Raw genomic sequence first — 18,897 nt, forward strand, 5'->3', positions numbered from 1 at the left:
ATTACTGGTTTTCGGAATACCCCATTGCCTTCCCGAGGAGGGTAGCGGAAGTACACCCTTCGATACGGACCATTACGAAATCGCCGATGCGGTAGTGTTCCTTCGGGAATACCACCACGGTGTTCTGGGTATTGCGCCCCATCCAATGGGCATCGGACTTTCGCGAATCCCCCTCGATGAGTACTTCCTCCACCTGGCCGAGGTGCTGCTCATTGCGGTATCGGCTGTGCTGTTGCTGCAGGTCTATGATTTCCCGCAGCCGCCGTTTTTTTACTGCTTCGGGAACATCGTCTGCGAGTTTCCTGGCCGCCAGGGTGCCCGGCCGTTCCGAATAGGCGAACATAAACCCGAAGTCGTATTTGACATACTCCATCAGCGAAAGGGTTTGCTGGTGGTCTTCCTCGGTTTCCCCGGGGAAGCCCGCGATCATGTCCTGGCTGATGCCGCAGTCGGGGATGCGCTTGCGGATGCCATCGATCAGGGCAAAATATTCCTCCCGGGTATGCAGGCGGTTCATGGCCTGCAGGATGCGGTCGCTCCCGCTTTGCACCGGCAGGTGGATGTAGTTGCAGATATTGGGGTGCATGGCCATCGTGTCGATCACCTCCATGGTCATGTCCTGGGGGTTGGAGGTGGAAAAGCGGATCCGCATCCGGGGTTGGGCTCGGGCCACCCGGTCGAGCAGCCCTGCAAAATTGACCGCAGTGGCCTGTTGCATGGGGCTGGCCTTTTCGAAGTCCTTCTTCAGCCCGCCCCCGTACCAGAGGTAGCTGTCTACATTCTGTCCCAGCAGGGTTACCTCCCGGTATCCCCGGTTCCACAGGTCAGCCACTTCGTCCAGGATGGATTGCGGGTCCCTGCTGCGTTCGCGGCCCCGGGTAAAGGGCACCACGCAGAAGGTACACATATTGTCGCAGCCCCGGGTTATGGACACAAAGGCGGTAACCCCGTTGGTGCCCAGGCGCACAGGGGAAACATCGCCATAGGTTTCCTCCCTGGAGAGCAGCACGTTAACGGCCTGCCGGCCCCCGTCCACCTCCCGGACCAGGTTGGGAAGGTCCTTGTAGGCGTCGGGCCCCACCACCATATCGACGATTTTTTCCTCCTCCAGGAGTTTGCTTTTGAGGCGCTCGGCCATACAACCGAGCACCCCGACCCTGAGGTTTGGGTTGGTTTTCTTTACCGCATTGAACAATTCAAGGCGCTTGCGCACCGTGAGTTCAGCCTTTTCCCGGATCGAACAGGTGTTTACCAGGATCAGGTCGGCTTCCTCCATCCGCTGGGTAGTGCCAAAGCCTTCCTCGCTGAGGATGGAAGCCACGATTTCGCTGTCCGAGAAATTCATCTGACAGCCATAGCTTTCGATGTAAAGCTTTCGGCTATGCCCGGGCCCGGTGGCCTGGCTCAGGGGTGTGCCCTGCAGTTCTTCCTTTATGATCTTCTCCATAGTTCAGGCCTTTTCCCAATAATCGGGAAGGGCTGCAAAGATAGGTTTTTATGCCATTATGACAATTTGACAGACGCGAAAATTTAGGGGGAAGGACCCTGTGGCCCCTCCCCCCAATGACTTCCCCTCTCAGGGATGCCGGTTAGTCCCAGGTCAGCAGGGGGATCCCTCCACCCTGTACCATCTGGTTGATCGGCCCCAACTGTTCCTCCACCACTCCGTCCAGGGCCTTTAATTCCGTTTGGAGTTCTGCCCGTACCTGCTGGAAGAAGTCCAGGGACTGGTCTGTGGGCGGGTAGTCGCCCCGCTGGGAGTCCGCCAACAGGAAGGCCAGGCGGTTGTTGATGCGGATCCCGTAATTGAGGGGGTCCTGCCGGCTTTGGTTTTTGGTCATGTGGATGTTGTTCTCGATTTCATCCAGGCGGGTTTCAAAGCGCTGGATGCGCTCAAGGAGGCCCGCGTTGGCGGCGGCTTTTTCCTTCAGGTAACCCAGGTCTTTCCTGAGTTTCCGGATTTTTACAATCGCCCCATTGGCCTTGCTGACCTCATCGCGCACGGCGATCAGGAAATCGAACTGTTTCTGGTAGTCTTCTGCCGTGTTCGGCAGGCGGGGGTCTTTCAAAACGTTGAATTCCTTTTCCTGCACCTGCCCGTTGACCGAAAGCCGGACCCGGTAAGTACCCGGGACGGCCTTGGGCCCCACGTTGGGGGAGGCGTAAAGGACCATGCCCTCAAATCCCTGGAAGCCGGGGTATCGGAGGTTCCACACAAAGCGGTTGCCCCCGGCGCGAACCTTAAGGGTTTTTTCGGAGGCCGGGTTGTTTTTGTCTTCCCGGGCTTTGTTGGAAAACCGCTGTATGGAACGGCCCTTCCCATCGAGGATTTCAAGGCTCACCGTATCGGATTCGGCCAGGGAAGCCAGGTAAAAGTGGACAATGGCCCCATCGGGGTGGTTTTCCCCTTCCCGTTTTAAATCGGGGCCGCCCCAGCCGTCCCGGGGCAAGCGGTAGGCGTCATCGGGCTTGTAGAGGAAAAAGGGGCTGTCGGCCACCTCCTTCGATAACTGGTGGAGGGGGGTCAGGTCGTCAATCATCCAGAACGACCGTCCATGGGTAGCTGCGATCAGGTCGTTGTCGCGCACATGGAGGTCGCGGATGGAGGTCACCGGCAGGTTCAACTGGAAAGGGACCCAGTGCTTCCCATCGTCAAAAGAGACGTACATACCCCATTCGGTGCCGGCATAGAGGAGCCCTTCGCGCACCTTGTCGGAGCGGATAGCACGGGTGTAATGGTTCGGCCTGATCCCTTCAGTGATCAGGGACCAGGATTTTCCGTAGTCTTCCGTTTTGTAGAGGTACGGCCGGTAATCACCGAACTTGTAGGAAGTCGCCGCCACATAGGCCGTCCCCTTCCGGAAGGGGCTGGGGTCTATGCAATTGATCATGTTGAGTTTTGGCGACATCCCGGCCGGGGGGGTTACGTTTTCCCAGTTTTTGCCATTGTCGCGGGTAATGTGGAGCAGCCCGTCATCGCTGCCTACCCAGATGACCCCCTCTTCCAGGGGCGATTCGGCAATGGCAAAGAGGTTGGAATAAAATTCGGCCCCGGTATTGTCCTGGGTGATGGGCCCTCCCGAGGAACGGATGGTCTCCGGCAGGCCCCGGGTCAGGTCAGGGGAGATCACCTCCCACGACTGTCCTTCGTTTTCCGTGGCGTGTAAATAATTGGATCCCGCATAGAGCCGTCCCGGGTGGTGGAGGCTGAAGGCGATCGGGAAATTCCAGTTGAAGCGGTACTTCATGACTTCCACCCCGGAGCCTGCCGGGTTGTCGGGCCAGACATTCACCGACCGGGTTTGGTCCTTGGAATGGTCTACCCGCATCATGTAGCCCTTATAGGTACCCCCGTAAACGATCTCCGGGTTCTTCGGGTCGGGGGCCAGGTGGGCGCTTTCCCCCCCGGCGGTTTCCTCCCAGTGCCGCTCGCCTATGGCATTGCCTGCGGAGCGGTGGAGGATCCGCACCGTGGAATTGTCCTGCTGGGCCCCGTAGATCCGGTACGGGAAATGGGTATCGGTGGTCACCCGGTAAAACTGGGCCGTGGGCTGGTTGTGGTAGGTGGTCCAGTTGTTGCCCCCGTCATTGGAGACCTGGGCGCCCCCGTCGTCAGCGATGACCATCCTGCGGTTGTCGAGCGGGTCGATCCATAGGTCGTGGTGGTCCCCATGGGGGGCGTCCTTCAGGGTGAAGGTTTTCCCGCCATCGGTGGAAACCCCGTAGCTCACATTCATTACATAAACCTTGTCTTCGTTCTGGGTATCGGCATATATCCGGCTGTAATACCAGGCCCGCTGGCGCAGGGCCCGGTCCTGGTTGATCCGCTGCCAGGTGCCCCCGCCATCCTCGGAACGGTACACCCCGCCCTCTTCAGCTTCGATGATGGCCCAGATCCGGTTGGAATTTTTAGGGGAAACCGCAATCCCCACAATACCCCAGGGAAACCCGGGCAGCCCCGGGCGCTCCGAGATATCGGTCCAGGTGTCCCCCCCGTCCGTGCTCCGGAACATCCGGCTATCGGGGCCCCCGCTGTCCATGCGGTAGCCGTTTCGGGACATTTCCCAGGTGGCCGCGTAAAGGATACGCGGGTTGTTCGGGTCCAGGATCAGGTCCCCGGCCCCGGCCTTGTCACTTACATAAAGGATGCGTTCCCAGGTCTCGCCCCCGTCGGTGGAGCGGTAGACCCCCCGGGTTTCATTTGGGATCCACAGGTTGCCGATGGCCGCTACATAAACGATGTCGGGGTTCTGTGGGTGTATCCGGATCCGGGCGATGTGCTCCGAGCCTTCCAGCCCGATGAATTTCCATGATTTTCCGGCATCGGTGCTTTTCCACAGGCCGTTTCCGGAAGAGACATTTCCCCTCAGGGTTTGCTCCCCTTCCCCGACGTAGAGTACGTTCGGGTCCGATTCGGAAACCGCCACGGCCCCTATGGAACCGCCAAAGTACCCGTCGGAAATGCATTCCCAGGTATTGCCCGCGTCACCGGATTTCCAGACCCCGCCGCCTGCGGTGCCCATGTAGTACAGGTTGGGGTTGCCGACCACCCCGGTTACGGTGCCCGCCCGGCCTCCCCTGAAGGGGCCGACCAGCCGCCATTGGATGGAATTGTAAAGGGTTTCGGGGAAAACAGGGGCTTGCTGTGTTTTTTTGCGCTGTGCCAGTGCAGGAAGGCCAAGGGCCAGGCAAAGGGTCAGGATCAGGGCGCGAAGGAGGGTTTTCATAGGGGGTTGGATTTTGTGCCCGTCAATTTACGCAATAATTTTTTCCCTCCGCACTTTTCCGGGGCCAGGGTCGCTGCCCCTGTCAGAAAGGTACTGAACAAGTCCTTTCTCCCCGGGGTTGCAGGGCAGGGTGAATTGGCAAATCAGAAAATTGACCTACTTTTGTTAACCAAAAACCACCTGATGGCCAAAAACCTGGTAATTGTCGAGTCGCCTGCCAAAGCTAAAACCATTGAGAAATTCCTTGGGAAGGATTATAAGGTCGCCTCCAGTTTTGGCCACATCGCCGACCTGCCCTCCCGGGAGCTCGGCGTGGATGTGGAGAATGATTTTGCCCCCCAGTATGTGGTGGACAAGGAAAAAAAGGCGCTGGTAAAGAAGCTGAAGGACCTGGCCTCTAAGGCAGAGACTATCTGGCTGGCCAGCGATGAGGACCGGGAAGGGGAGGCCATTTCCTGGCACCTTGCCGAAACCCTGGGGCTCGACCGCGACAGGACGCGTCGCATCGTGTTTAACTCCATCACCAAATCGGCCATCCAAAAGGCCATAGAGAACCCCAGGGCGATTGATTACAACCTGGTGAATGCCCAGCAGGCCCGCAGGATCCTCGACCGCCTGGTAGGGTACGAGCTGTCTCCCGTGCTCTGGAAGAAGATCAAACCCGGCCTTTCTGCAGGGAGGGTCCAATCCGTGGCCGTCAGGCTAATCGTCGAAAGGGAACGGGAGATCGAAGCCTTTACCCCGGAAAGCAGTTTCCGGGTGGCCGCGGAGTTCCGCGCGGCCGGGGGGGCTGTCTTCACCGCGAGGCTGTCCGGGACCTTTGATACCCTCGAGCAGGCGCGTAGTTTCCTGGAGGCCTTAAAACCGGCCGCTTTCCAGGTGGAAAGCCTCGATAAAAAACCCGCTTCCAAGACCCCGGCGGCCCCCTTTACCACCTCCACCCTGCAACAGGAGGCTTCCCGAAAACTCTACTTCAATGTGTCCCGGACCATGCAGGTAGCCCAGCGCCTCTACGAAGCCGGACTCATTACCTATATGCGGACCGACAGTGTGAACCTTTCCGGGGAAGCCATTGAGGCGGCCAAAAAGGCCATTGTGGACAACTACGGGGAGCGCTACAGCAAGGTCCGGCAGTTCAGTTCAAAGTCCAAGGGGGCCCAGGAGGCCCACGAGGCCATCCGCCCGACCGACATGGGCCTGCAGCACCCGAACCTGGAAAGGGACCAGGCCCGCCTTTACGAGCTTATCTGGAAACGGACCCTGGCTTCCCAGATGAGCGATGCCCAGTTGGAGCGGACCCTGGCCACGATCAGCAACGACCAGAACCAGGAGCGGTTTACCGCCCAGGGGGAGGTCATCCGGTTTGACGGATTTCTGAAGGTATACCTCGAGGGGAGGGACGAAGAGGATTCCGAGGAGCAGGAGGGCATGCTGCCCGCCCTCTCGGAAGGGGAGCGGCTCGAGGCCAACAGCATCACGGCCACCCAGCGGTTCACCCGCCCGCCGTACCGGTATACGGAGGCTTCCCTGGTAAAAAAACTCGAAGAGCTCGGCATCGGAAGGCCTTCCACCTACGCCCCTACCATTTCCACCATACAGAACCGGGGGTATGTCGAAAAGGGCACGGTGGAAGGGACCCCAAGGGAATATGCCCAACTGGTCCTGGAAGGCGGGACGGTTACCGCCAAAAAACTCACCGAAACCATTGGGTCTGACAAGGGGAAACTGGTGCCCACCGATATCGGCATGATCGTAAACGATTTTCTGGTCAGCCATTTCGCCAACATCCTCGATTACCATTTCACCGCCAAGGTGGAAAAGGATTTTGACGATATAGCCGCCGGGGAGGAAGACTGGAAATCGGTCCTTAAGGAATTTTACTCGGGCTTTCACCCGAAAGTGGAACGCGTGGAGGAACACGCCGAGCGGGCCAGCGGGGAACGCATCCTGGGGACAGACCCCAAAACGGGCCGGCAGGTAGCGGTCCGCCTCGGCCGTTTTGGCCCCATGGTACAGATCGGCACGGCGGAGGAAGAAGAGAAGCCCCAGTTTGCCAGCCTGCTCCCGGATCAATCCATAAGCACCATCTCCTTTGAGGATGCCATGGACCTCTTTAAGCTGCCCCGCCATCTGGGCACCTTTCAGGGAGAGGAGGTAGAGGCCAATGTTGGGCGTTATGGACCTTATATAAGGTACGGAAAGAAGTTTGTCTCCCTGGAGAAGGAGGAAAGCGTCTTCGACGTGAAGCTGGAGCGGGCCCTGGAACTCATCCGTGCCAAGGAAAAGGCCGAAGCACCCATTGCCACCTACGAGGGGAAGGAGGTGACCAAGGGAAAGGGTCGCTTCGGGCCCTTCATAAAATGGGACGGTACCTTTATTAATGTAGGCCGCAAATACAACTTTGACCAGCTGAGCCAGGAAGATATTGCCGAATTGATCGAGGACAAAAAGAAAAAGGAAGCCGAAAAACTCGTGCGCGAATGGCCGGAGGAAAAAATCAGGATTGAAAAAGGGCGGTGGGGCCGGCACCAGATCATCAGGGGCAAGGCCCGCGTGGACCTGGCCCGGGAGGTCGACCCCATGGAGGTGAGCCTGGAACAGGCCAAAGAACTGCTCGACAAGAAAAAACCAAAAAAGGGGGTAAAATAAGCTAGACGCGATCTCAGGCATGGCATTCGACTTTTTACAACCGGTTTCCCAACGGGTCCTGGCCCATACGGAACTCCTGCCGGCCCAGGCCCTGGGACGGCTTATCTACAAGCACACGGAACAGGATGGCCTGCCGGTACTGGCCGGGGCCACCTTCGCCCTGCTGGGGGTGAATGAGTCGCGGAATGCCTTTGAGAAAAAGAACGACCGCCTCGACCTCGAGCAACTCCGCATCCAGCTATACCGGTTGATGCACGGCAACTGGAATGACTCCATCATCGACCTGGGCGATATTGAACAGGGCGAAACGGTGGACGACACCTATTTTGTACTTCGGCAAATCGTCGCCGAACTCCTTGAGGAAAAGATCATCCCCATCATCATGGGGGCCACCCAGGACCTGACCTACCCGGCCTACCGGGCCTTCGACGGCATTGCCGACATGATCAACCTGGTTTCGGTGGATTGCCGGTTCGACTTCGGGGTGGAGGACGAACTGATCTCCTCGAACTCCTACATGAGCCGGATCATTACCGACAAGCCCAACAACCTGTTTAATTTTTCCAACATCGGCTACCAGACCTATTTTAATGCCCAGGAGGAGATCGACCTGATGGAACGCCTTTTCTTCGATGCCTACCGCCTGGGGGAAATCGCCTCCGACGTTTCGCTGGCCGAACCCGTGCTGCGCAACGCCCACCTGGTGAGCATCGATGCCCGAGCCATACGGGCCAGTGAGATGGGACAGGCCGACGCCTTCTCGCCCAACGGCTTTACCGGCAGGGAGATTTGTGCCATCGCCCGCTATGCGGGGATGGGAGATGCCATTTCCCTGTTCGGGATCTTCGAGATCGAAAACAACATGCAATCCTTCCAGCTGGTCTCCCAGATGATCTGGTACTTTATGGAAGGGCACAACTTCCGGACCGTGGAACACCCTTCCCCGTCCGACGCTGACTTCACCAAATTCCTGGTCCCCTGCGACTCCGAGGAACTCGTCTTCTACAAAAGCGCCCTCAGCGGACGCTGGTGGGTCGAGGTCCCAAACCTTCCGGGCGGGTATACTAAACCCAATGCCCCTGCGTTATTACCATGCACCGAACAGGACTATCTGGACGCCTGTGACCAGAATATCCCGGAGCGGTGGTTCAAGGCCTACAGGAAGGGCTTCAACTAAACCAAATTTATTTAAGGCCGTCAGGCTGTGGTGTACAATAAATTATTCGATTTTAAGTTTTAGTGAATAATCATTGACATTACTGTCGTTCAGTCTCAATTGAAATTAACCTACGTATGAAAAAGCTATTGTTAACATCTTTAGCGTTTGTGTTTTTGCTCAGCAGCTGTGGCTCCAAAGGCAAAGGGGAGCTGGTTGGCGTGCAGGGGAAGCAATGGCATCCCGAAAAGCCCTATGGGATGGAGCTCATCCCCAGGGGTTCCTTTATTATGGGGAAGAGCGAAGAAGACATGGCTGATGCCCTGAACGCACCGACCAAAACCGTGACGGTGCGCTCTTTCTATATGGACGACACCGAAATCACCAATAGCGAGTACCGTCAGTTTGTGGAATGGGTAAAGGATTCCGTGGTACGGACCAAACTCGCTATCCTGGCCGATGAACTCGGGATTGGCCCTGAAGACGAAGGCATCGGGAGGTACGCGTTCAAAGATGCAGATACCGCCAACCTGTCGGTTTACGACAAGTATATGCTCGACAATTATGCAGGCCTTGGGGATAATTATTACGAAGGCCGCGCCCTGAACTGGGATGAGGATCTGATCTGGGACACTTCGGAGTACCCCGATGAATATTATGCAGAGGTGATGGTAGACTCCATGTACCTGCCCGAGGAGGAATCCTATAATGGTCAGCGCACCCTTGACGTCAAAAAACTGAAGTACCAGTATACCTGGATGGATATCGAGGCCGCCGCCCGCTCCCGCGATGGCCGCCGCCGCGACTTTATCCGCAAGGAGGAGACCGAAATCTACCCCGACACCACGGTTTGGATCAGGGACTTTGAATACTCCTACAACGAACCCATGCACAACGATTATTTCTGGCACGATGCCTACAGCGACTACCCGGTAGTGGGGGTCTCCTGGAGCCAGGCCAAAGCGTTCTGCCACTGGAGGACCAAATTCAAGAACGATTACCAGCGCGAGCGGGGCAAGCAATTTGTAAACCAGTTCCGCCTGCCCACGGAAGCTGAATGGGAATATGCCGCCCGCGGGGGCATTGAAGGGGGTACCTACCCCTGGGGAGGCCCTTATGTGATCAGCGACACCGGCTGTTTCATGGCCAATTTCAAGCCCCAGCGGGGCGACTATGCGGCCGATGCTGCCATGTATACCGTGGAGGCCAAATCGTATGAGCCCAACGACTACAACCTGTATAACATGGCCGGAAACGTTTCGGAGTGGACCAACTCCAGCTACTACCCCGGGTCGTACATGTACGCCTCTACCATGAACCCCAACGCAGACTCGCAGAACAACAACCGCAAAGTGATCCGCGGCGGTTCCTGGAAGGACGTGGCGTATTTCCTGCAGGTCAGCACCCGCGATTACGAATACAAGGATTCGGCCCGCAGCTATATCGGCTTCAGGACGGTACAGGATTACATGGGGGAGGAAGATTCCACCCAGTAGTACGCAAGACAAGACGGCTTATACAACATTGACAAGAACCCAATACCTCAACCTTTAACTTTAAACTTAACTATTTAATCTTTGAATCATGGCACAATCCAAATCGACTAAAAAACTCTTTAACATGGCCTACGGCCTTGGAGCTTCGGTGGTAATCATCGGGGCCCTGTTCAAAATCCTGCACTGGGAGTTCGGCCCGCTGACCGGAGGCCTCCTGCTGGCGGTAGGTCTGATTACCGAAGCCCTTATTTTCGCGATTTCCGCCTTCGAACCGGTGGACGATGAGTACGACTGGTCCCTGGTATACCCGGAACTGGCCGGAGCCGAAACCAAAGCGCGCAAGAATGAGGCTGCCGAAGCCAAAGAAGCTGAAGGACTGCTTTCAAGGAAACTCGATGAACTCCTGAAGGAGGCTAATATCGACGCCGAACTGATGAGCAGCCTGGGTGAGAGTATCCGCAATTTTGAAGGCGCCGCCAAAGGAATTGCCCCTACCGCAGATGCTATCCAGTCGACCAAGAAATATTCCGATGAGCTGGCGCAGGCCGCCGTTCAGATGGAATCCCTCAACAGCCTCTACAAAGTACAATTGGAGAGTGCCAGCCGCCAGGCTTCCATCAACGAGGAAGTGGTGCAGAATGCCGGTGCCCTTAAGGACCAAATGGAATCCCTGGCCAGCAACCTGTCTTCCCTGAACGGGGTTTACGGCGGCATGCTGTCCGCGATGAGCAGAAACTAACTTAGTTGTTGTTCGACCAATTCCCAAATCAACGTAACTGTTAACAACTAATTAGAGATAATGGCATCAGGAAAACAAACCCCACGTCAGAAGATGATCAACCTCATGTACTTGATCTTCATCGCAATGCTGGCGTTGAATATGAGTAAGGAAGTCCTGGCCGCCTTCGGGCTTATGAACGAAAGGCTGGAGACTTCCAACAAGAAGGCCACCGAGAACAATATGGCGTTCCTCGAAGGCCTGGAAACCAAGGCTTCGGAAGATGCTGCCAAATATGCTGAGCTCTACGCAGATGCCCAGCAGATCAAGCAGCTCTCCCAGGACTACTACGACTACCTGGAAAACCTTAAAAAATCCATGGTGGCCGAAATCGAAGACCCCTCGGATTACCAGGTGATGGACAAATCCGACTACCTCGACCAGAAATTCTTCCAGGGCGACAACCTTGCCCCTGAAGGGAAGAAATTCATGGAGCAACTGACCAGCTACCGGGATAAGGTGCTGGGCATCCTCGGGGAAAGTTTCCCGGAGGTATCCGCTGCTGTGGAAACCCGTTTTAAAACCGGGGACGCCGAAGGCAAAGTAGAGCGCCGCGACGGGGTACGTGTCGATTGGATCAATTACCACTATGAAGGGTTCCCCCTGATCGCGTCCCTGACCAACCTCACCAGTTTGCAGGCCGACATCAAGGCTACCGAGGAAGATGCCCTGAAAGCCATGTTGCAGGGGCAACTCACCGAGCAGATCAACCTCTCCAATTTCTCCACCCTGCTGGAGGCTGAGAAATCTGCCTTCTACTCCGGGGAGAAATTCAGCGGGAGCATCGTGCTGGGCAAGACCGACAAATCGGCGAAGCCCGTACGGGCCGACCTGAGCCTGGATGGCAGGAAACTGGCTGAAGGGAAGGACTACGAGCTGCAGGAAGGCGGCGTGAAAATGCTGATCGGTGCCGGCAACCCCGGCGACCACGTCATCAGCGGAAACCTGTATTACATGCAGGATGGACAGGAAAAGGAAGTTCCCGTAAAGAACAGCTTTTCCACCATTTCCAAACCGAATGCCGCAGTGATTTCAGCCGATAAGATGAATGTGGTATACCGTGGGGTAGCCAACCCGATGACCATTTCCATCCCGGGGATCCCCGACAATAAGGTGAATGCATCGGCTGCGGGCCTGACCCGCCGCGGAGGCAGCAATTACGTGATGAACCCGGGCACCGGGCGCACCGTAACCATTACCGCCTCCGGGACCCTGCCTGACGGACAGAACATCACCACCCGTTCCGAATTCCGCATCAAGGATATCCCCCGGCCTTCCGGGTCTGTCCGCGGCGAAAGCGGAAGCGTGCAGATGCCAAGGGCCAACCTGGAGATTTCCACCGTGGGGGCCATGCTGGAAGACTTTGACTTTGACCTGAACCTGGAGGTGAGCGGCTTCAAATTCAAGGTGCCAGGGCAACCTACCGTCAATGTGAACGGCAATAAGCTGGACGCCCGTGCGAAATCGGCCCTGGCCCGTGCCAGGAGGGGTGATGCGGTACAGATCTTCGATATCGAAGCCTATATCACCAACAATAAGAGTTATAAGTTGAAGAAAGTATCTCCCGTAGTGGTGGAGATCACGAACTAGTGTGTGTTTATCAATAGATCCGGTGCAGGAATCCCTGCGGAGGCCTGCACCGGGTTTTAAAGGAACCAAGCAATACCTTAAACCATGAATTGGAAAAGTGTTTTAATCATCGCCTCGGCAACCTTCCTTCCGGCATCGGGCCTGGCACAGGCCAACATCCTGAATGCGAAGAAACCCGAGGAGATTGGGATCCGCACGGCCTCCCAGAAGGAAATCGACAACGATGCCCCCCTGGATTACGGCTACGTGGACGACAGGGATATCCTCTGGTCCAAAACCGTATGGGAAACCATAGACCTGGACGAGCGGGTGAATTTCCCCCTGTATTACCCGACCGATACGGTGGGGATCGGCTCTGACCGCCGCTCCCTTTACGATGTGCTGATCAAGAACATCAAAGACGGGACCCTGCAGGACATCTACGTGGATTCCTATTTTACGGAGAAGCGGAAGTTCGAGGACCTGAAGGCCACCCTGCAGAAAGTGGACACCACTGACCTGGGCTATGAGCAGCTCAATGCAGGGGAGCAGATTTCCCCGGAGTATATCAACAAAAGGGATATCACTGCCGCCGACATCGAGGAGTACCGGATCAAGGGGATCTGGTATTTCGACAAGCGGCAGGGGGAACTTAAGTACCGCCTGCTGGGGATTGCCCCGGTGGCGCCCGACGTCAACTTCATCGACAGCGAAAGCATGTCGGCCGAAGATGCCCTGGTGCCCCTTTTCTGGGTATGGTACCCGAGTGCACGGCAAATCCTTCACGATGCCAAGGTGTTCAATGCCAGCAATTCGGCCCTGCCCATTTCCTTTGACATGCTGTTGAACGCAAGGCGTTTCAATGCCGTGATCTTCAAGGAAGACAATGTGCACGGAGACCGTCAAATCCGCGATTACATCGCCGACAATGCGCTGTTCCAGTTACTGGAAGCCCAGCGCATCAAGGAAACTATCCGCGACAGGGAGCAGGACATGTGGGCCTATTAGGGCCTTACGCCATCCGTACCTGAACTTATTCCAATTCAAGAGCAGAAAAGCCCCGGCGCTATGGCCGGGGCTTTGTTTTTAAGGCCCCGGATCAGGGATTGTTCTTTACCTTTGCCCCATGGCAGAATACCTGGTGGTTGGCGCAGGACTCGGGGGGATTGCCCTGGCAGACACCCTTTTGGGGCAGGGACATGCCGTGGAGGTCTATGACGATGGTTCCCAAAGGGCCTCTCAGGTGGCCGGCGGCCTTTATAACCCGGTGGTGCTGAAACGCTTTACCCTTTCCTGGGAAGGCCGGCGCCTGATGCGGTTTTCCATCCCCTTTTACGAGCGACTCGAGCGGGAACTTGGGGTCTCCCTCGATGAAAAACTCCGCGTGCTGCGGTTGCTGCACTCGGCAAGGGAGCAAAACGAATGGTTCGAAGCCACCGACCGGCCGGGCCTCGATGGGTTTCTTTCCACCCGTTTACTCGATAACCAGAACCCCTGTTTGGAAGCCCCTTTCGGCTTTGGGGAAGTGTTGCATACCGGGCGTATCCATACCGAAACCCTCTTAACCGCCTACCGGGCCCGATTGGAGGGGCAGGGCAGGTTGCGGACCGAAGCGTTTGACTACAAGGCGCTGGAGCCGGGTTCCGACAAACCCGCTTATAAGGGGAAGCGGGTAGATGCGGTGGTATTTTGCGAGGGCTTTGGCCTGCAGGCCAATCCGTTTTTCAACTACCTGCCCCTGAACGGCACCAAAGGGGAACTCCTGGTGGTCCACGCCCCGCAGCTAAAGGAGAACAACGTCATCAAATCGGGGGTGTTTCTGATCCCCATGGGCGAAGGCAGGTACCTGGTAGGGGCGACGTACCACAACTGGGATAAAGACCCGAACCCCACGGAAAAGGGGCGGGAGGAGCTCCTGGAAAAGCTGCGGAAATTCCTGAAATGCGGGTTCACGGTGGAATCGCAACGTGCGGGCATCCGCCCGACGGTGGCAGACCGCAGGCCCCTTGTCGGACGGCATCCCTTGCATCAGGGCCTCTATGTGTTGAATGGCCTGGGCTCCCGGGGGGTATTGGTGGCCCCCTACGCCGCCCACTGCCTCCAGCGCCTCATCGACTTTGGCGATCCCCTCCCGGAAGCAATGGATAGCGCCCGTTTTGCACGCCGGTTTGAAAAGCAGGCAGGGCAACCTTGACGGATTCCATGGATTTTTCGGATTTTTGCATGCGAATGGCAGGATGCCCTGCCGCAACAGATGTATTGGACCCATGTTGAACGTACACGACTTATCGGTTTCTTTCGGGGGGGAGGCCCTCTTTGACGGCATTTCCTTCCAACTCCGCCCGGGGGACCGCGTCGGCCTGATCGGGAAGAACGGGGCGGGAAAATCGACCCTGCTCAAGATGCTGGCCGGGGAAATGAACCCCGACCAGGGGACGGTATCCAGGGAAAAGGGAATGGCCCTGGGGTACCTGAAACAAGACCTGGAATTCCGCAGGGGCAATACGGTGCTGGAAGAGGCCTACCATGCCTTTGAGGAGATCCGGGGACTGGAGGCGGAACTCGAACGGATCAACGGGGAACTGGCCCGCCGCGAAGACTATGAGAGCGAAGCCTACCACGACCTGATGGTGGCCCTGAGCGACTGTACGCACCGATACGAACTGATCGGGGGCTACCAGTATCAGGGGGAGACCGAAAAAGTTTTGCTGGGCCTGGGCTTCCGCCGCACCGATTTTGACAAGCCCACCGAAACGTTTTCCGGGGGGTGGCGGATGCGGATTGAGCTGGCCAAACTCCTGTTGCAGAAGAACGACCTGCTGCTGCTCGACGAGCCCACCAACCACCTCGATATTGAATCCATCCTCTGGCTTGAGGAGTTCCTCAGGCAATTCCCCGGGGCGGTCCTTTTAGTCTCCCACGACAAGATGTTCCTCGACCAGGTGACCAACCGGACGATCGAAATCTCCCTGGGGCGCATCTATGATTATCCGAAACCGTATTCGGAATTCCTGGTGCTGCGCGACGAGATCCGCCAGCAACAGCTGAGTGCCCAGAAGAATCAGCAACGGGAAATCCAACAAGCGGAACGCCTTATCGAACGCTTTCGGGCCAAGTCTTCCAAAGCGTCCATGGCCCAGTCGCTGATCAAAAAGCTCGAGCGGATGGACCGCATTGAGGTCGATGGGGAAGAAACCCAGGTTATGTTCCTCAGATTCCCGTTGTCGCAACAGCCCGGAAAGGTCGTTCTCGAAGGGGTCGGGATTACCAAGGACTACGGGAACAAAAGGGTCCTGGACGGGGTGGACCTTTCGATCGAGCGAGGCAGCAAGATCGCTTTTGTGGGGCAGAATGGCCAGGGGAAGACCACCCTGGCCAGGATTCTGGTAGGGCAACTGTCCTTCGGGGGGCAGTGCAAGTTGGGCCATAATGTACAGCTTGGGTATTTCGCCCAGGACCAGGCTGAATTTCTCGACGGCGACCTGACGGTTCTGGATACCATGATGGATGGCGCCCCGGAAGCTACCCGGCCCCGTATCCGGGATATCCTGGGGGCTTTCCTCTTCCGGGGCGACGAGGTTGAAAAACCCGTGAAGGTGCTTTCCGGGGGAGAGCGCAACCGGCTGGCGCTGGCGCGGATGCTGCTGCAGCCCTTCAACGTGCTGGTCATGGACGAGCCGACCAACCACCTCGATATCCCTTCGAAGAAAGTCCTGAAGGAGGCCCTGCGCCATTTTGAGGGGACGCTGATCCTGGTTTCCCACGACCGGGACTTCCTTCAGGGGCTGACCAATATGGTGTATGAATTCAGGGACCAGAAAATCAAGCCCTACCTGGGGGACATAAATTTTTATCTCGAACAACGCCAGGCGGCCGATTTCAGGGAAGTGGAACGGGGCAGCCCCGGGGAGGAAGGGGGCCGTCCGCCAAAGACTTCCGGTCGGGAATCCGGGGGGCCTGAAGACTACAGGGCCAAGAAAAAGCAAAGGGCCCTTAAAAACCGGTTGAATTCGCTGGAAAGCCAGATCCATTCCCTGGAACAGCACCTCGCCGACATAGACCACCAGTTGCTCATGGACTATGACCAAACGATTTCCAAACCCGGGTTCTTCGACCGGTACCACGATAAAAAGAAGGAACTGGAACAGCTCATGGGGCAGTGGGAAACGGTTTCTTCTGAACTGGAAGGCCTGGGGTAGGTTTCTTTTCACCACACAAACAGGGCCCTACACAACATAATTCCCTGATCTGCGGGCAATATCGCTGTAAATTCGTACAATTGTAAGTAAATTCCTATATATAATATAGGATAATATGCTACATTATGCGTAGGAATGCAGTGTATCCACAGATCTTCTGGCTGGTCGTTTTCCTGGCCGGTTCCCTGCCCATCCAAAACCTGAACGCTCAGGTATCTTCCACGGAAAAGGAGGCCCTGCTCGCCCTCTACCACAGTACCGGAGGCCCCGGGTGGACCCGGGGTTGGGACCTTGATGCCCCGGTTTCCCAGTGGCATGGGGTGACCCTGCGCAAGGGACGCGTAGTGGCCCTCGAATTGTTTCACAATAACCTTAAAGGGACCATCCCCCCTGAAATCTCGGGCCTGGGTGCTCTGGAAACCCTTAACCTTGCGTTCAACGAATTGACCGGGACCCTGCCCGGTGCCCTTTTCAGCCTTGCCCGGTTGCGGGTGTTGAAACTGGAAATGAACCGCCTGAAGGGACCTTTGCCCGAAGACCTGGGGAACCTTGAAATGCTCGAGGAATTATCGGCCTTTAATAATTTCTTTAACGGACCCATACCGGAGCGCATCGGGGAACTGAAAAACCTCAGAGTACTCAACCTGTCGAGCAACGGCCTTACCGGGAGCATCCCTGAAGGCATAGGCCAATTGAGGCACCTGCAATCCCTGGGCCTTTTTGAAAACCGTCTTTACGGGGAGCTTCCCGAAACCCTGGGGAACCTGACAGACCTCAGGGAGCTGGTCCTTGCCAACAACCAGCTGGAAGGGGCCATCCCTTCCGGCATTGGGCAACTGGCTAACCTGAGGGTCCTGCAGATCCAGAACAACCAGTTTGAGAATTACCGCAACCTGGGACGGCTTAATCCGGGGCAATTGCTTGTATTCGACTACGATACCGAAAAATCGGAGATCGATTTCAGGAAGTTGCAGTTTTCAAAGACCCGGATGGCCGATACGAAGTTTGAAGAGGAGCATTGAGGGAAAGGGGCGGAACCGGGCACGGGCCCGCGCCCGGGGGGAATCCCCACCCCTTGAGCGAAGGGTTTTTATGAATATTTTAACGACGGCAGATTAAACTTATGGATAGTTTTGGGGTCTAAAAAGTAATCAGCTGATTCCAAGCTTTATGCGCAAAATTATCCTCTACCTGCTCGGCGTGCTTCTCCTGGCGCTTGCCGGATGGGTGTCTTACCGGTTGCTTACCCAGGAAAAAGAAAAGCGCCCAGCCCCAGTCAGGCAAATCAAAACCGTCTTTACCGATACCGTCAGAAACGGAAGTGTCCCGATCAGGGTCAGGGCCAACGGAAATCTGCTGGCCAAGGAACGGGTAGCACTTTTTGCAGAGGTGCAGGGGATCTTCCAAAACAGTTCGCATCCTTTTAAGGATGGGCAGGCCTACCGGAAAGGGGAGGTTTTGTTGCGTATTGACGCCACCGAATACCGGGCAGCGGTGCAGAGTGCCAAGAGCAACCTCTATAACCTGTTAACGGCAGCCATGCCTGACCTGCGGCTCGATTATCCTGAAATCTACCCCAAATGGCAGGGGTACCTGGATGCGTTCGATATTACCCAGCCAACCCCGGAGCTCCCCGAAATGGATTCCGATAAGGAGCGGTATTTCATCAATGGCCGCAATATCGTGACCACCTACTACAACGTGCGCAACCTGGAACAGCGGCTCGACAAATACTATATCCGCGCGCCCTTCAGCGGGGTGCTGACCGATGCCCAGGTAACCGAGGGAACCCTGGTGCGGTCCGGCCAGTCCCTGGGGATTTTTATCAACCCCAGCATTTACGAGTTGGAAGTATCGGTCAACAAAACCTACAGCGATTTCCTACAGATCGGGAAAAAGGTGCGGTTGCGGAACCTGGAGGGCACCCAGGAGTACCAGGGGGTTGTATCGCGGATCAATGCGGCGGTAAACCCGCAGACCCAAACGGTTTCCGTCTTTATCGACGTGGCCGACCCGGCCCTGAAGGAAGGGATGTACCTCGAAGCGATTATCGAAGGAAGGGCGGAAGAAAATGCCATTGAAGTGCCCCGCCAGCTCCTTACCGAGCAGGGGGAATTGTATATCCTCAGGGACAGCATCCTGGACCTGATGCCGGTAGACCCCGTGTTCTTTACAGATAAGACCGTTATCCTGAAGGGATTGAAAAATGGAACGGTTTACCTCTCGCGTCCCGTACCCGGGGCGTATCCGGGAATGCTGGTAAGCGCCTACCGCGATACCGGAAATACGGAGGCTCCCGTTCAAAACCTCCAGAATCCTTAAG

At 56.6% G+C, this 18,897-nt stretch carries 12 protein-coding genes; 10 read left to right on the top strand and 2 right to left on the bottom strand.

The genetic code is table 11. The annotated features are described in order from the left end of the window. Nucleotide 1 precedes the first annotated feature (1 nt). On the bottom strand, nucleotides 2–1,447 hold the full coding sequence (gene miaB / locus NG653_RS12740; protein ID WP_252742098.1) for a tRNA (N6-isopentenyl adenosine(37)-C2)-methylthiotransferase MiaB: 1,446 nt from the start codon (nucleotides 1,445–1,447) through the stop codon (nucleotides 2–4). Nucleotides 1,448–1,589: 142 nt separating this feature from the next. Next, on the bottom strand, nucleotides 1,590–4,727 hold the full coding sequence (locus NG653_RS12745) for a WD40/YVTN/BNR-like repeat-containing protein (RefSeq protein WP_252742099.1): 3,138 nt from the start codon (nucleotides 4,725–4,727) through the stop codon (nucleotides 1,590–1,592). A 183-nt stretch (nucleotides 4,728–4,910) separates the two neighbouring features. Between NG653_RS12745 and topA the strand changes: the two genes are divergently transcribed. From topA to NG653_RS12795, 10 genes are all read left to right on the top strand, one after another. Then, on the top strand, nucleotides 4,911–7,376 hold the full coding sequence (gene topA / locus NG653_RS12750; protein WP_252742100.1) for a type I DNA topoisomerase: 2,466 nt from the start codon (nucleotides 4,911–4,913) through the stop codon (nucleotides 7,374–7,376). Between the two features lie 19 nt (nucleotides 7,377–7,395). Continuing rightward, the gene (locus NG653_RS12755; protein WP_252742101.1) at nucleotides 7,396–8,553 is read left to right on the top strand and encodes a formimidoylglutamase; all 1,158 of its coding nucleotides are present in this window, start codon (nucleotides 7,396–7,398) and stop codon (nucleotides 8,551–8,553) included. A 116-nt stretch (nucleotides 8,554–8,669) separates the two neighbouring features. Further along, complete coding sequence (gene porK, locus NG653_RS12760) at nucleotides 8,670–10,028, top strand: T9SS ring complex lipoprotein PorK/GldK (protein ID WP_252742102.1); 1,359 nt, start codon at nucleotides 8,670–8,672, stop codon at nucleotides 10,026–10,028. Nucleotides 10,029–10,116: 88 nt separating this feature from the next. Next, nucleotides 10,117–10,767: a type IX secretion system motor protein PorL/GldL gene (gene porL / locus NG653_RS12765; protein ID WP_252742103.1), complete on the top strand. Its 651-nt coding sequence runs from the start codon at nucleotides 10,117–10,119 to the stop codon at nucleotides 10,765–10,767. A gap of 60 nt (nucleotides 10,768–10,827) precedes the next feature. Beyond that, nucleotides 10,828–12,396: a type IX secretion system motor protein PorM/GldM gene (gene porM, locus NG653_RS12770; RefSeq protein WP_252742104.1), complete on the top strand. Its 1,569-nt coding sequence runs from the start codon at nucleotides 10,828–10,830 to the stop codon at nucleotides 12,394–12,396. An 84-nt stretch (nucleotides 12,397–12,480) separates the two neighbouring features. Next, nucleotides 12,481–13,383 carry a type IX secretion system ring subunit PorN/GldN gene (gene porN / locus NG653_RS12775; protein WP_252742105.1) on the top strand — a complete coding sequence of 301 codons (903 nt, stop codon included), beginning with the start codon at nucleotides 12,481–12,483 and terminating at the stop codon, nucleotides 13,381–13,383. A gap of 118 nt (nucleotides 13,384–13,501) precedes the next feature. Then, a complete protein-coding gene (locus NG653_RS12780) occupies nucleotides 13,502–14,569 on the top strand; it encodes an NAD(P)/FAD-dependent oxidoreductase (protein WP_252742106.1) in 1,068 nt (355 codons plus the stop codon). Between the two features lie 73 nt (nucleotides 14,570–14,642). Continuing rightward, complete coding sequence (locus tag NG653_RS12785; protein WP_252742107.1) at nucleotides 14,643–16,574, top strand: ABC-F family ATP-binding cassette domain-containing protein; 1,932 nt, start codon at nucleotides 14,643–14,645, stop codon at nucleotides 16,572–16,574. Nucleotides 16,575–16,699: 125 nt separating this feature from the next. Further along, complete coding sequence (locus tag NG653_RS12790) at nucleotides 16,700–17,596, top strand: leucine-rich repeat domain-containing protein (RefSeq protein ID WP_252742108.1); 897 nt, start codon at nucleotides 16,700–16,702, stop codon at nucleotides 17,594–17,596. A gap of 148 nt (nucleotides 17,597–17,744) precedes the next feature. Continuing rightward, nucleotides 17,745–18,896: an efflux RND transporter periplasmic adaptor subunit gene (locus NG653_RS12795; RefSeq protein WP_252742109.1), complete on the top strand. Its 1,152-nt coding sequence runs from the start codon at nucleotides 17,745–17,747 to the stop codon at nucleotides 18,894–18,896. Nucleotide 18,897: the final 1 nt, after the last annotated feature.

Origin of the sequence: Robiginitalea marina (genome assembly GCF_024006985.1) — a bacterium.
Taxonomy (GTDB): Bacteria; Bacteroidota; Bacteroidia; order Flavobacteriales; family Flavobacteriaceae; genus Robiginitalea; species Robiginitalea marina.

What these genes read in the sequence shown, in the direction of transcription:
- miaB (WP_252742098.1), bottom strand. Translation starts at nt 1,447, where the DNA reads ATGGAGAAGATCATAAAGGAAGAACTGCAGGGCACACCCCTGAGCCAG.
- NG653_RS12745 (WP_252742099.1), bottom strand. Translation starts at nt 4,727, where the DNA reads ATGAAAACCCTCCTTCGCGCCCTGATCCTGACCCTTTGCCTGGCCCTT.
- topA (WP_252742100.1), top strand. Translation starts at nt 4,911, where the DNA reads ATGGCCAAAAACCTGGTAATTGTCGAGTCGCCTGCCAAAGCTAAAACC.
- NG653_RS12755 (WP_252742101.1), top strand. Translation starts at nt 7,396, where the DNA reads ATGGCATTCGACTTTTTACAACCGGTTTCCCAACGGGTCCTGGCCCAT.
- porK (WP_252742102.1), top strand. Translation starts at nt 8,670, where the DNA reads ATGAAAAAGCTATTGTTAACATCTTTAGCGTTTGTGTTTTTGCTCAGC.
- porL (WP_252742103.1), top strand. Translation starts at nt 10,117, where the DNA reads ATGGCACAATCCAAATCGACTAAAAAACTCTTTAACATGGCCTACGGC.
- porM (WP_252742104.1), top strand. Translation starts at nt 10,828, where the DNA reads ATGGCATCAGGAAAACAAACCCCACGTCAGAAGATGATCAACCTCATG.
- porN (WP_252742105.1), top strand. Translation starts at nt 12,481, where the DNA reads ATGAATTGGAAAAGTGTTTTAATCATCGCCTCGGCAACCTTCCTTCCG.
- NG653_RS12780 (WP_252742106.1), top strand. Translation starts at nt 13,502, where the DNA reads ATGGCAGAATACCTGGTGGTTGGCGCAGGACTCGGGGGGATTGCCCTG.
- NG653_RS12785 (WP_252742107.1), top strand. Translation starts at nt 14,643, where the DNA reads ATGTTGAACGTACACGACTTATCGGTTTCTTTCGGGGGGGAGGCCCTC.
- NG653_RS12790 (WP_252742108.1), top strand. Translation starts at nt 16,700, where the DNA reads ATGCGTAGGAATGCAGTGTATCCACAGATCTTCTGGCTGGTCGTTTTC.
- NG653_RS12795 (WP_252742109.1), top strand. Translation starts at nt 17,745, where the DNA reads ATGCGCAAAATTATCCTCTACCTGCTCGGCGTGCTTCTCCTGGCGCTT.